We start from the raw sequence: 13360 nt of genomic DNA on the forward strand, positions 1-13360 counted from the left end.
GTCGCCCGATGAAATGAGGAAAGCATGAGCAAGCAGATTCTGATTCTTCCAGGCGATGGCATTGGTCCGGAAATCATGGCCGAAGCGGTCAAGGTCCTGGAACTGGCCAATGACAAATACAGCCTGGGTTTCGAGTTGAGCCACGATGTGATCGGCGGCGCGGCCATCGACAAGCACGGCGTGCCCTTGGCTGACGAGACCCTGGAACGCGCCCGCGCGGCCGACGCGGTGCTGCTGGGCGCCGTGGGCGGCCCGAAATGGGACAAGATCGAGCGTGACATCCGTCCTGAGCGCGGCCTGCTGAAAATCCGTGCGCAACTGGGTCTGTTCGGCAACTTGCGCCCGGCGATCCTCTACCCGCAGTTGGCCGACGCCTCGAGCCTCAAGCCGGAAGTGGTGGCGGGCCTGGATATCCTGATCGTCCGTGAGCTGACCGGCGGTATCTACTTCGGCTCGCCACGTGGTGTGCGCGAACTGGAAAATGGCGAGCGCCAGGCCTACGACACGCTGCCGTACAGCGAAAGCGAAATCCGGCGCATCGCCCGTGTCGGTTTCGACATGGCGCGTGTGCGTGGCAAGAAAGTCTGCTCGGTGGACAAGGCCAACGTATTGGCCTCCAGCCAGTTGTGGCGTGAAATCGTCGAGCAAGTGGCCCAGGACTACCCGGATGTCGAATTGAGCCACATGTACGTCGACAACGCCGCCATGCAACTGGTGCGCGCGCCGAAGCAGTTTGATGTGATCGTCACCGATAACCTGTTCGGCGACATCCTGTCCGACCAGGCGTCGATGCTCACGGGTTCCATCGGCATGCTGCCGTCGGCATCCCTGGACACCCACAACAAAGGTATGTACGAGCCGTGTCACGGTTCGGCGCCGGACATCGCGGGGCAGGGCATTGCCAACCCGCTGGCGACCATTTTGTCGGTCTCGATGATGCTGCGTTACAGCTTCAATCTGGCGGACGCCGCGGATGCCATCGAGAAAGCCGTGAGCCTGGTGCTTGATCAAGGGTTGCGCACCGGGGACATTTGGTCGCCGGGTTGCACCAAGGTAGGTACGCAGGAAATGGGCGACGCAGTAGTCGCCGCGCTGCGGAATCTGTAATCTCTCCGGCCCGCTGGCAGTTGTTGCTGCCAGACGGCCCACTTTTTAACAAGGTGTAGTTGCGATGAAACGTGTAGGTCTGATCGGTTGGCGCGGTATGGTCGGTTCCGTGCTCATGCAGCGGATGCTGGAAGAGCAGGATTTCGATCTTATCGAGCCGGTGTTTTTCACCACGTCCAATGTGGGTGGCCAAGGGCCGTCCGTGGGCAAGGATATTGCCCCGCTCAAGGACGCCTACAACATTGAAGAGCTGAAGACCCTCGACGTCATTCTGACCTGCCAGGGTGGCGACTACACCAGCGAAGTCTTCCCCAAACTGCGCGAAGCCGGTTGGCAGGGCTACTGGATCGACGCGGCTTCCAGCCTGCGCATGCAAGACGATGCGGTGATTATCCTCGACCCGGTGAACCGTAAGGTCATCGACCAGCAGCTCGACGCCGGCACCAAGAACTACGTCGGCGGCAACTGCACCGTCAGCCTGATGCTGATGGGCCTGGGCGGCCTGTTCGAAGCCGGCCTGGTGGAGTGGATGAGTGCGATGACGTATCAGGCGGCCTCGGGCGCGGGCGCGCAGAACATGCGCGAACTGATCAAGCAGATGGGCGCGACCCACGCGGCTGTCGCCGATCAACTGGCGGATCCCGCCAGCGCCATCCTCGATATCGACCGCCGTGTGGCTGAAGCCATGCGCAGCGAAGCCTACCCGACCGAAAACTTCGGCGTGCCCTTGGCCGGTAGCCTGATCCCCTGGATCGACAAGGAACTGCCGAACGGCCAGAGCCGCGAAGAGTGGAAGGCGCAGGCTGAAACCAACAAGATCCTCGGTCGCTTCAAGAGCCCGATCCCGGTGGATGGCATCTGCGTGCGGATTGGCGCCATGCGTTGCCACAGCCAGGCGCTGACCATCAAACTCAACAAAGACGTGCCGATCGCCGATATCGAAGGGCTGATCAGCCAGCACAACCCGTGGGTCAAGTTGGTGCCGAACAACCGCGAAACCAGCATGCAGGAGCTGAGCCCGACCAAGGTTACCGGCACCCTGAATGTGCCGGTGGGCCGTCTGCGCAAATTGAATATGGGCACCCAGTACCTGGGCGCCTTCACCGTTGGCGACCAACTGTTGTGGGGCGCCGCTGAACCGCTGCGTCGCATGCTGCGGATTCTGCTCGAGCGTTGATTGCTTGAGGCAATAAGAGAACCCCGCGCTCTGGTGACAGGCGCGGGGTTTTTGTTGCTGGTCAAGGCCTCATCGGGAGCAAGCCCCCTCCCACATTTGCCTCCATTCCAAAGTCGGAACTCGGTTGAATGTGGGAGGGGGCTTGCTCCCGATGAGGCCATCAGCGGCGCTACAAAACCCAGGCCAATTGCCTCACTCCCAGCCACCCGGTAAAGTGCCGCTCCCCCCGCAATGCCCGAGGCCGTCTCCATGACCCAGACTTTTGATATCGCCGTGATCGGCGCCACCGGCACGGTTGGCGAAACCCTGGTGCAGATTCTTGAAGAGCTGGATTTTCCGGTGGGTAACCTGCATTTGCTGGCCAGCAGTGAGTCAGCGGGCGCGTCGGTGCCGTTTCGCGGCAAGAATGTGCGGGTGCGGGAAGTCGATGAGTTTGATTTCAGCCACGTGCAGTTGGCGTTCTTCGCCGCCGGTCCAGCGGTGACCCTGAGCTTTGCCCCGCGCGCCACCGCCGCCGGTTGTTCGTTGATCGACTTGTCGGGCGCTTTGCCGGCCGATCAGGCGCCCCATGTAGTCCCGGAAGCCAATCCCGAGGTGCTCGAGGGCCTGAAAAAACCTTTCCAGCTCAGCAGTCCAAGCCCGTCCGCCACCTACCTGGCGGTGGTGTTGGCGCCGCTGCGCGACCTGCTCGAGATTCAGCGGCTCAGCGTCACTGCAAGTCTCGCGGTCTCGGCCCAGGGGCGCGAAGCCGTCAGTGAACTGGCTCGGCAAACCGCCGAATTGCTAAATGTCCGCCCGCTGGAGCCGAAGTTCTTTGATCGGCAGATGGCCTTCAACCTATTGGCCCAAGTAGGCACCCCGGACACTCAGGGTCATACCTCTCTGGAAAAGCGCCTGGTTCACGAGCTGCGCGCTGTGCTTGGATTACCTTTGCTGAAGATTTCGGCCACTTGCGTTCAAGCCCCGGTGTTTTTTGGCGATAGCTTGAGTGTGTCACTGCAGTTGGGGGCGAATCTCGACCTCGCCGCCGTCAACCGCGTGCTGGAGTCGGCACCCGGCGTCGAGCTGGTGGAGGAGGGCGATTACCCTACGGCTGTTGGCGATGCGGTCGGTCAGGATGTGGTCTACGTCGGCCGGGTCCGCGCCGGGATTGACGACTTGGCGGAACTAAATCTGTGGCTGACGTCAGATAACGTACGCAAAGGTGCCGCACTGAATGCCGTACAACTGGCGCAGTTGTTGATAAAAGGTCTTGTGTAAAAGATACTTGGCAGCAATTTGTAGATTGATTCTAGCCAAGCGCTATGCTTGGCAGCATGCAGGAAAAATTGCGCGTCGGTGACTTATCGGCTCGCCATGCCGAATGGCAGCGGTAATCAACCTTCTCGCGAGCCGGGGAGTGTTCAGACAAAGGATGAGGCTATGGTTCAAGTTCGCAAACTGGTGTTAGCAATAGCGGCCGCCTCGGCGCTGTCCTCCGGTATGGCGCATGCGCTGCAGCTGGGGGAAATGACCCTCAAGTCGAAGCTGAACCAGCCGCTGTCGGTGGAGATCGAACTGCTGGATGTAGGTGGCCTGACCGCCTCCGATATCGTCCCCAGCCTGGCGTCCACCCAGGCTTTTGTGGATGCCGGTGTCGATCGCCAGGCGTTCCTCGATGAACTGACGTTTACGCCGGTGCTCAATCCCAACGGCCGTAGCGTGGTGCGTGTCACCTCCAGCAAGCCGCTGCCGGATTCCTATGTGCGTTTCCTGTTGCAGGTGCAATGGCCTAACGGCCGCTTGATGCGTGATTACAGCGTCTTGCTGGATCCCGCCAAGTTTGACCAGGAGCCGCAGGCCACCAGCACACCGACCGCGCGCCTCGCTGCGCCCGCGGTGAGCAAGGCTGATGAATACACCACGAATTCTCGCGACACGCTGTGGGAAATCGCCGCCGAGCACCGCAATGGCGGATCGATTCAGCAGACGATGCTGGCCATCCAGGCGCTGAACCCGAACGCTTTTCTCGACGGCAATATCAACCGCATGAAGGCGGGCCAGGTCTTGCGCCTGCCCGATCCGGTGCAAAGCACCAGCCTGGCGCAACCTCAGGCGATTGCCGAGGTGAGAGCGCAGAACGCGGCCTGGCGCGAAGGGCGCCGTGGTGGTGCGCAACAGGTTGCGGGGCGTCAGCAGCTGGACGCGACCAAGCGTGATCAGGCGGGCGCGGCACCTTCGCAAACCGCCGCAAAAGATAACCTGAGCCTGGTGTCGGCCGAGGCCGCGAAGGCTGGTGCCAAAGGCGCGGCGGGCGACACCAAGGCGTTGAACAGCCAGCTGGCGGTGACCCAGGAAAGCCTGGATTTGGCCCGGCGTGAGAACGAAGAACTCAAAAGTCGCATGGCTGACCTGCAAAGTCAGTTGGACAAGCTGCAACGCCTGATCGAACTCAAGAACAACCAGTTGGCCACGTTGCAGGCTGAAGGTGGTGCTCCGACACAACCGGCCGCGATGCCCGCCGAGGTGGCCGCTGCACCTGGCGCCGAGACGCCTGCACCGGTCGTGGCGCCCGCCGAGACGCCGCTCGAGCCTGATGCGCCTGCTACCACCGAAGGCAAATTCAATGACCTGCTGACCAATCCGGTTGTCTTGGGTGTGGTGGGTGGTGCTGCGGGCTTGCTGGTGCTGCTGCTCCTGTTGCTGTGGGCCCGTCATCGCAATGCGCGCCTGGAAGAAGAAAAGCACCTGCGCATGGCGCGCGCGCTGGCCGAAGAGCCTGAGTTTTCCTCGAACCTCGAGCAAGACCTGTCCTCTGACAGTTTCGAAGGCCTTGACGTCCCGCCGGCCAGCGTCAAGCTGGCTCCAGCTCCAGCTCCAGCTCCAGCTCCAGCTCCAGCTCCAGCTCCAGCTCCAGCTCCCGTCCCGCCCGCTGCAGTCGTGGCACCGGTGATGGCACCTGCGTTCAAGCCGATCATCGAGGCCGGTTCCACCGACGCCTTGGCCCAAGCGCAATCTCATCTGGACCGTGGTCATCTGAACCAGGCGGCCGCCATCCTGGAAGAAGCCATCACCCTGGAGCCCAAGCGCAGTGACCTGCGTCTCAAGCTGATGGAAGTCTACGGCCTGCAAGGCGACAAAGACGGCTTCGTGACCCAGGAGCGCCAATTGGTCGCCAATGGCGAGAATCATGTCCAGGTCGAACTGCTGAAAAGTCGTTTCCCGGCCATGGCGGTCTTGGCTGCCGGTGTCAGTGCCGCGGTCGCCGCTGCCGCACTGGATGCACAGTACGTCAAGGACCTGCTCAAGGATGAAGCGCAACCGCATACGGCCGCTCCGTCGGACGTGGACGTTGACCTGAGCCTGGACGAGCTTGAAGCCGCTTCCCCGGCAGCGCTGGCTTCGCCGGTGGATGACCTGAGTTTCGATTCGGTGTTGCAGCAGCAGACCGAGGCAAAGGCCGAGCGGGATGAGTTGGCTGACTTTGACCTGGATCTGCCACTGGATGCGCCGTCCTCCCAGTCAGACGATGACTTCCTTTCGGGCCTGGAAGATCAAATGAAGGACCAGCCGCCGGTGGAGCCGCCCACGCTGACGCCGGCTGCGCTGGATGACCTCGATCTGCCGGAAGATTTCGACTTGTCTCTGGCCGATGAGATGGATGCGCCGGGCGCGGCCCAGCCGAACGCTTTCACGTCGGAGCTGGATGACGTCAACGCCGAGCTGGAGCGCCTCTCGCAAAGCCTTGAGCAGCCCTCGCTCGAGCCGAGTTTCACGGCTGAAGATGCGGCGTCGGGCGATGACGAGCCGGAATTCGACTTCCTCTCCGGCACCGATGAGGTGGCCACCAAGCTGGACCTGGCCCAAGCCTATATCGACATGGGGGATGCCGACGGCGCGCGGGACATCCTCTCCGAAGTGCTGGCTGAAGGCGATGATGGTCAGAAAAGCGAAGCCAAGGAAATGCTCAGCCGCCTGGCTTGATTGACTGGGTTGAACACTGCGGCAGCCTTCGGGCTGCCGTTTTTGTCGATGCCGCCAACTAAAACCGCCTGAGACATGGCGTTGAGGCCGGACAGCCTTATAATGGCCGCCTTTGCGCAACTCATCAGGCTCTCAGTTCTTGGCAAATATAGATAACGCGGCCGCCGAAATGGCGGCCGCCGGCTTTTTCAGAATCGCCTTGGGCGTGGAATACAAAGGCTCGCGCTACCGTGGCTGGCAGCGTCAGGCCTCAGGCGTGGCGACCGTCCAGGAAACGCTGGAAAAGGCCCTGTCGAAAGTCGCAGACTCGCCGGTGTCGCTGATGTGTGCCGGACGTACCGACGCTGGCGTGCATGCCTGCGGGCAGGTGGTGCATTTTGATACCCAAGCCGAGCGTTCGATGAAGGCATGGGTCATGGGTGCCAATATCAATCTGCCCCACGATATAAGCGTCAGTTGGGCCAAAGTGATGCCGGCGCACTTCCATGCGCGCTTCAAGGCGATTGCCCGGCGCTACCGCTATGTGATCTACAACGATCAGATCCGTCCGGCGCACTTGAACCAAGAAATTACCTGGAACCACCGTCCGCTGGATGTCGAGCGCATGGCGGCGGCGGCCCGGCACCTGGTGGGCGTGCATGATTTTAGCGCGTTTCGGGCCGGTCAATGCCAGGCCAAGTCGCCGATCAAGGAAGTCCATCACCTGCGAGTGACCCGTCACGGCAAGATGATTGTCCTGGATATCCGTGCGGGCGCCTTCCTGCATCACATGGTGCGCAACATTGCCGGGGTGCTGATGACAATCGGCACCGGCGAGCGTCCGGTTGACTGGGCGAAGGAGGTGCTGGACAGTCGCATCCGTCGCACCGGCGGCGTCACGGCCCACCCGTTCGGGCTGTACCTGGTGGAGGTGGAGTACCGCGATGAGTTCGAGCTGCCGGAGCGTTTTATCGGGCCACACTTCTTGACCGGTTTCACCGAACTTGACGGCTGACGCCCGGAAAAGCATTTGTTACCATCCGGGGCTTTCCCGGATAACCCGTGAGGTTCCCACGACATGTCAGCCGTTCGCAGCAAGATTTGCGGGATTACCCGCATGGAAGATGCATTGGCTGCGGTCGAGGCGGGGGCCGATGCCATCGGTTTTGTGTTCTACGCCAAAAGCCCGCGTGCGGTAACGGCGCAGCAAGCTCGGGCGATCATTGCCGGCTTGCCGCCGTTCGTGACGACCGTTGGGCTTTTCGTCAACGCCAGCGCCTGTGAGCTGAATGAAACCCTCGACGCCGTGCCACTGGATTTGTTGCAGTTCCATGGCGACGAAACCCCGGAGCAGTGCGAAGGCTATCACCGCCCTTACATCAAGGCGCTGCGGGTCAAGGCGGGTGACGATATCGCGGCCAGTTGCGCGGTATACGCCGGGGCCAGCGGGATCCTGCTCGACGCTTATGTCGAAGGGGTGCCGGGCGGCACCGGCCAAGCGTTCGATTGGTCGTTGATCCCCAAAGGGTTGAACAAACCGATCATCCTCGCCGGTGGCTTGTCCGCCGACAATGTGGCGCAGGCGATTGCCCAGGTTCGTCCTTACGCCGTCGATGTCAGCGGCGGGGTGGAACAGTCCAAGGGCATCAAGGATCACGTCAGGATTCAAGCATTTATGCAGGCAGTGCGCAGCAGCGGTGGCTTGATGTGACGGCTGGCGGGTTGCCGCCGTCAGTAACTACCACTGTGTAAAACAGCTCGGCGTTGCCTTTGGGCGGCGCTCAATAGAAGTGGCAGCCGCGCACTGGCGGGTTGTCTGGAAGGCTGAGGGCTGATACGGGAAATGGCTGGTCGAACGTCTGACCCCGTCCCGGATCGGTTATCGCCACATCAATGAATTTAGCTCAAGGGCATACGCGGGGCTGTGTTCAAGCCACCGGTACTGGAGAAAGAAAGCATGAGCAACTGGTTAGTAGACAAACTGATCCCCTCGATCATGCGTTCCGAGGTGAAGAAAAGCTCGGTCCCTGAAGGTCTTTGGCACAAGTGTCCATCCTGCGACGCGGTGTTGTACCGTCCCGAACTGGAAAAGACCCTGGACGTTTGCCCCAAGTGCAACCACCACATGCGTATCGGCGCCCGTGCCCGTATCGACATCTTCCTCGATGCCGATGGCCGTGCCGAGCTGGGTGCTGACCTGGAACCGGTGGATCGCCTCAAGTTCCGTGACGGCAAGAAGTACAAGGACCGACTGACCGCTGCGCAAAAGCAGACCGGCGAGAAGGACGCGTTGATTTCCGTCAGTGGCAAGCTGCTGGGCATGCCCGTGGTGGTGTCGGCGTTTGAGTTTTCTTTCATGGGCGGTTCCATGGGTGCCATCGTCGGTGAGCGCTTCGTGCGTGCCGCCAACCATGCCCTGGAAAACCGCTGCCCAATGATCTGCTTCGCCGCTTCCGGTGGCGCGCGGATGCAGGAAGCGCTGATCTCGCTGATGCAAATGGCCAAGACCTCCGCGGTGTTGGCGCGCCTGCGTGAAGAAGGCATCCCCTTCATCTCCGTGCTGACCGACCCGGTCTACGGTGGTGTTTCCGCCAGCCTGGCAATGCTGGGTGACGTGATCGTCGGTGAACCCAAGGCGCTGATCGGCTTTGCCGGCCCGCGCGTGATCGAGCAAACCGTGCGCGAAAAACTGCCGGAAGGCTTCCAGCGCAGCGAATTCCTGCTGGAGCACGGTGCGATCGACATGATTATCGCCCGTTCCGAGCTGCGTCCGCGCCTGGGTAACCTGCTGGCGCAAATGATGGGGCTGCCGACGCCTGAATACGTCGCGCCGACGGTCGAGCCTATCGTGGTGCCTCCGGCCCCTGCAAACCTATGACCCAACGCACCCTGGGCGAATGGCTCGCCTACCTTGAGCAGTTGCATCCGTCAGCCATCGACATGGGCCTGGAGCGCTCGCAACAGGTAGCGGCCCGCCTTGGGTTGGGCAAGCCCGCGCCGCGGGTGATCACGGTCACCGGCACCAATGGCAAAGGTTCTACCTGTGCCTTTGTCGCGGCGTTGTTGCAGGCTCAGGGGTTGAAGGTTGGCGTTTATAGCTCGCCGCACTTGCTGCGCTACAACGAGCGTGTGCAACTCAATGGTGTCGAAGCCACTGATGAGCAGTTGTGTGAAGCCTTCGCGGCACTTGACGCCGGGCGTGGCGAAATTTCCCTGACCTATTTCGAAATGGGCACTTTGGCGGCGTTCTGGCTGTTTGAGCGCGCGCAACTGGATGCCGTGGTGCTGGAAGTCGGCCTCGGTGGGCGCCTGGACACCGTCAATGTGGTGGACGCCGACCTGGCGCTGGTGACCAGTATCGGCGTCGATCACACTGACTACCTGGGTGATACCCGAGAGTCCGTGGCCTACGAGAAGGCCGGGATCTTCCGTCAGGGCAAGCCCGCGCTGTGCGGTGATCTGGACCCGCCCCAGACGCTGCTGGATAAAGTCCGTGAGCTGGATTGTGCGTTTTTCCTGCGCGGGCGTGACTTTTCCCTGGAACTGCAGAAAGCACATTGGTCATGGCGCGGTCACGATGCGCGGGGGCAGTTGGTCGAATTGCGCGAACTGCCGCTGCTGGACCTGCCGATGGAAAATGCCGCGCTTGCCCTGCAAGCCTATCTGCTGCTGGATTTGCCGTGGAATTCGCAGCAGATTGCCGATACCTTGCAGCGTACGCGGGTCGTCGGGCGTCTTGATCACCGTTCGTTCGAGTGGCAGGGTAAGCGTCTGAATCTGTTACTGGATGTCGGGCACAACCCTCATGCCGCTGGATACCTGGCTCACCGCTTGTCGGCTCGATCGCCGGCAGGGCGGCGTCTGGCGGTGTTCGGGTTGTTGTCCGACAAAGATCTGGAAGGCGTGGTTGCGCCGTTGCTAGGCTGTGTCCAGGCGTGGGCTGTTGCACCGCTGGATACCCCGCGCACGCGTCCGGCGGCTGAGTTGCAGGTCGCGTTGCAGAACCTTGGCGCGACGATAGCGTCCCATGCAAGCGTGATCGCGGCACTGGAGGCGCAGTGTGCGGTGGCAACGGCCGAAGACGAAATTCTGTTGTTCGGATCATTTTATTGTGTTGCCGAGGCGCTTGAATGGTTGGCCCGGCGCTCCACGGAGGAAGCTGCACATGGCATTACTGGATAGCGCATATAAGCAGCGAATGGTTGGAGCCCTGGTTCTGGTGGCGTTGGCAGTGATCTTCCTGCCCATGTTGTTTTCCCGCCAGGACGAGCAGCGCCAGGTCGTCGTCGATGCACCGTCCGCGCCTCAGGTGCCGACGATGCCTCAGGTTCAGGTTGAGCCGGTGATAGTGCCTGAGCCTCAGGCGTTACCGCAGGAGCCCGTGCCCAGCGACGAAGAAATCGCCGAGCAACAGGCACCGTCGATGCCGGTGCAGCCGAGTGTTCCGGTCGTGGAGCCGGCCCCGGCGGTGGCGGCCAAGCCGGCAGCGCCCGTCCCGGCACCCAAGCCTGTAGCCCCGCAGCCTGCCGCGCCAGGCAAGCCGGATGTCGGGCAGAGCCGTATCGATCCCAATGGCCTGCCGATCAGTTGGTCCGTGCAGCTCGCCAGCCTGGCCAATCGCGACAGCGCCGAAGCCTTGCAGAAAACCCTGCGCAGCCAGGGATACAACGCTTATATCCGCACCGTGGATGGCAAGAACCGGGTGTTTGTCGGCCCGCTGATCGAGCGTGCCGAGGCAGACCGTCTGCGTGACTTGCTGAGTCGTCAGCAGAACCTGAAGGGTTTCGTCACCCGGTTCCAGCCCGAGCGCGGTTGAGCGATTGCTGGCTCCGGTTGGCAACACGATTTGAATGTGGGAGTGGGGAAACCTGCTCCCACATTGGTTTTTGGGCTCTTGAAATGCGCCTGGCTCGCCACAAACTACTGATTTACAGGGCGCCGACAATCACCGCTTACCGATAGCCCGACGCTCTGCTAAAATGCGCCGCCTTATCCGTCCGTAGGCTGCACTGTGCCATTTACCTGGGTTGACTGGGCGATCGTTGCAATCGTCGCCATCTCCGCTTTGATCAGTCTAAGTCGCGGCTTCGTAAAAGAAGCGTTGTCGTTGCTGACCTGGATCGTTGCAGGAGTCGTAGCCTGGATGTTTGGCGGCTCCCTGGCCGTGTACCTTGCCGGCTATATCGAAACACCTTCGGCCCGCGTCATTGCGGGCTGCGCCATTATGTTCATCGCCACGCTGCTGGTGGGAGCAATGGTCAACTATCTTATCGGCGAATTGATACGTGTCACCGGCCTCTCCGGGACCGATCGATTTCTCGGCATGGTCTTCGGCGCGGCGCGTGGCGCACTGCTGGTGGTCGTGGCGGTCGGGCTTTTGAGCCTGGGCCCGGTACAGCAGGATGCATGGTGGCAGGAGTCGAGTCTCGTGCCAAAATTTCTATTGGTTGCAGACTGGTCCAAAAACCTCATATTGGGGTGGAGCAGTCAGTGGCTGGCCAGCGGAGTCAGCGTACCCGCTGATATTCCGTTCAAGGAACACCTCTTGCCGGGCAACACGCCTCAGTAAGCTGTGTTCAGTCAAGATTCATTAAGTAGGGGTTGCGTCGCATGTGTGGCATCGTCGGTATCGTCGGTAAGTCGAACGTCAATCAGGCGCTGTATGACGCGCTAACCGTCCTCCAGCACCGCGGCCAGGACGCTGCCGGTATTGTGACCAGCCACGACGGCCGGTTATTCCTGCGCAAGGACAATGGTCTGGTGCGTGACGTGTTTCATCAGCGTCACATGCAGCGCCTCGTCGGGCACATGGGCATTGGCCATGTGCGTTACCCGACTGCCGGTAGCTCAACCTCGGCCGAAGCCCAGCCGTTTTACGTCAACTCGCCTTATGGCATCACGTTGGCGCACAACGGCAACCTGACCAACGTTGAGCAATTGGCCAAGGAGATTTACGAATCTGACTTGCGTCACGTCAACACCAGTTCCGATTCGGAAGTCCTGCTCAACGTGTTTGCTCACGAACTGGCCCAGCGCGGCAAGTTGCAGCCAACCGAAGAAGACGTGTTCGCCGCGGTGACCGACGTACACAATCGGTGCGTCGGTGGTTATGCGGTCGTGGCAATGATCACCGGTTACGGCATTGTCGGTTTCCGTGATCCCCACGGCATTCGTCCTATCGTATTCGGCCAGCGTCACACTGACGAAGGCGTCGAATACATGATTGCCTCCGAAAGCGTGTCCCTGGACGTGCTGGGCTTCACCCTGATCCGTGATCTGGCGCCGGGCGAAGCGGTTTATATCACCGAGGACGGCAAGCTTCACACGCGTCAGTGCGCGGTCAGCCCGAAACTCACGCCGTGCATCTTCGAACACGTTTACCTGGCGCGCCCGGACTCGATCATCGACGGTGTCTCGGTGTACAAGGCGCGTCTGCGCATGGGCGAGAAGCTGGCCGAGAAGATCCTGCGCGAACGCCCCGAGCACGACATCGACGTGGTGATCCCGATTCCGGATACCAGCCGTACGGCCGCCCTGGAATTGGCTAACCACTTGGGCGTCAAGTTCCGTGAGGGTTTCGTCAAGAACCGTTACATTGGCCGGACGTTCATCATGCCGGGCCAGGCGGCTCGCAAGAAGTCGGTGCGCCAGAAGCTCAATGCCATTGAGCTGGAGTTCCGTGGCAAGAACGTGATGCTGGTGGACGATTCCATCGTGCGCGGCACCACCTGCAAACAGATCATCCAGATGGCCCGCGAAGCCGGCGCGAAGAACGTGTACTTCTGTTCCGCGGCGCCTGCCGTTCGCTACCCGAACGTCTACGGCATCGACATGCCGAGCGCCCATGAACTGATCGCCCATAATCGTTCGACCCAGGATGTTGCTGACCTGATCGGTGCCGACTGGTTGATTTACCAGGACCTTCCCGACTTGATCGAAGCGGTCGGTGGCGGCAAGATCAAGATTGACCAGTTCGATTGCGCCGTCTTCGATGGTAAATACGTGACCGGTGACGTCGACGAAGCTTACCTGGACAAGATCGAGCAGGCGCGAAACGACTCTTCCAAGATCAAGACCCAGGCGGTCAGCGCGATCATCGATCTGTATAACAACTGAGTAGACGCCGGCCCTGAG

Annotated in this window: 11 protein-coding genes; all 11 read left to right on the forward strand. The window is 61.2% G+C overall.

Annotation, left to right across the window (positions count from 1 at the left end; translation table 11 throughout):
- Positions 1–24: 24 nt before the first annotated feature.
- The 11 genes from leuB (at position 25) to purF (ending at position 13342) form a co-directional block, all read left to right on the forward strand.
- Positions 25–1107: a 3-isopropylmalate dehydrogenase gene (gene leuB, locus AC6CIA_RS21475; protein ID WP_339532367.1), complete on the forward strand. Its 1083-nt coding sequence runs from the start codon at positions 25–27 to the stop codon at positions 1105–1107.
- 64 nt (positions 1108–1171) lie between these two features.
- Positions 1172–2284 (forward strand): aspartate-semialdehyde dehydrogenase, encoded by a 1113-nt coding sequence (asd, locus tag AC6CIA_RS21480; RefSeq protein WP_498314924.1) that lies wholly within the window; start codon positions 1172–1174, stop codon positions 2282–2284.
- A 249-nt stretch (positions 2285–2533) separates the two neighbouring features.
- Entirely contained in the window at positions 2534–3544 is a 1011-nt protein-coding gene (locus AC6CIA_RS21485) for an aspartate-semialdehyde dehydrogenase (RefSeq protein WP_498314926.1), read from the forward strand.
- A gap of 162 nt (positions 3545–3706) precedes the next feature.
- On the forward strand, positions 3707–6247 hold the full coding sequence (locus AC6CIA_RS21490) for a motility hub landmark protein FimV (protein WP_498314928.1): 2541 nt from the start codon (positions 3707–3709) through the stop codon (positions 6245–6247).
- A 169-nt stretch (positions 6248–6416) separates the two neighbouring features.
- A complete protein-coding gene (gene truA / locus AC6CIA_RS21495) occupies positions 6417–7241 on the forward strand; it encodes a tRNA pseudouridine(38-40) synthase TruA (RefSeq protein ID WP_498315028.1) in 825 nt (274 codons plus the stop codon).
- A gap of 63 nt (positions 7242–7304) precedes the next feature.
- Positions 7305–7937, forward strand: coding sequence for a phosphoribosylanthranilate isomerase (locus AC6CIA_RS21500; protein WP_498314930.1), 633 nt, complete (start codon positions 7305–7307; stop codon positions 7935–7937).
- A gap of 246 nt (positions 7938–8183) precedes the next feature.
- The gene (gene accD, locus AC6CIA_RS21505) at positions 8184–9104 is read left to right on the forward strand and encodes an acetyl-CoA carboxylase, carboxyltransferase subunit beta (protein ID WP_498314932.1); all 921 of its coding nucleotides are present in this window, start codon (positions 8184–8186) and stop codon (positions 9102–9104) included.
- On the forward strand, positions 9101–10408 hold the full coding sequence (folC, locus tag AC6CIA_RS21510; RefSeq protein WP_498314934.1) for a bifunctional tetrahydrofolate synthase/dihydrofolate synthase: 1308 nt from the start codon (positions 9101–9103) through the stop codon (positions 10406–10408). The genes accD and folC overlap by 4 nt, the downstream gene beginning before the upstream one ends.
- Entirely contained in the window at positions 10392–11042 is a 651-nt protein-coding gene (locus AC6CIA_RS21515) for an SPOR domain-containing protein (protein ID WP_339532374.1), read from the forward strand. The genes folC and AC6CIA_RS21515 overlap by 17 nt, the downstream gene beginning before the upstream one ends.
- 195 nt (positions 11043–11237) lie before the next feature.
- Positions 11238–11795: a CvpA family protein gene (locus AC6CIA_RS21520; RefSeq protein WP_084377387.1), complete on the forward strand. Its 558-nt coding sequence runs from the start codon at positions 11238–11240 to the stop codon at positions 11793–11795.
- A gap of 41 nt (positions 11796–11836) precedes the next feature.
- The gene (purF, locus tag AC6CIA_RS21525) at positions 11837–13342 is read left to right on the forward strand and encodes an amidophosphoribosyltransferase (RefSeq protein ID WP_339532375.1); all 1506 of its coding nucleotides are present in this window, start codon (positions 11837–11839) and stop codon (positions 13340–13342) included.
- Positions 13343–13360 lie beyond the last annotated feature (18 nt).

The sequence above is a fragment of the Pseudomonas sp. GQ91 genome (assembly GCF_059758795.1).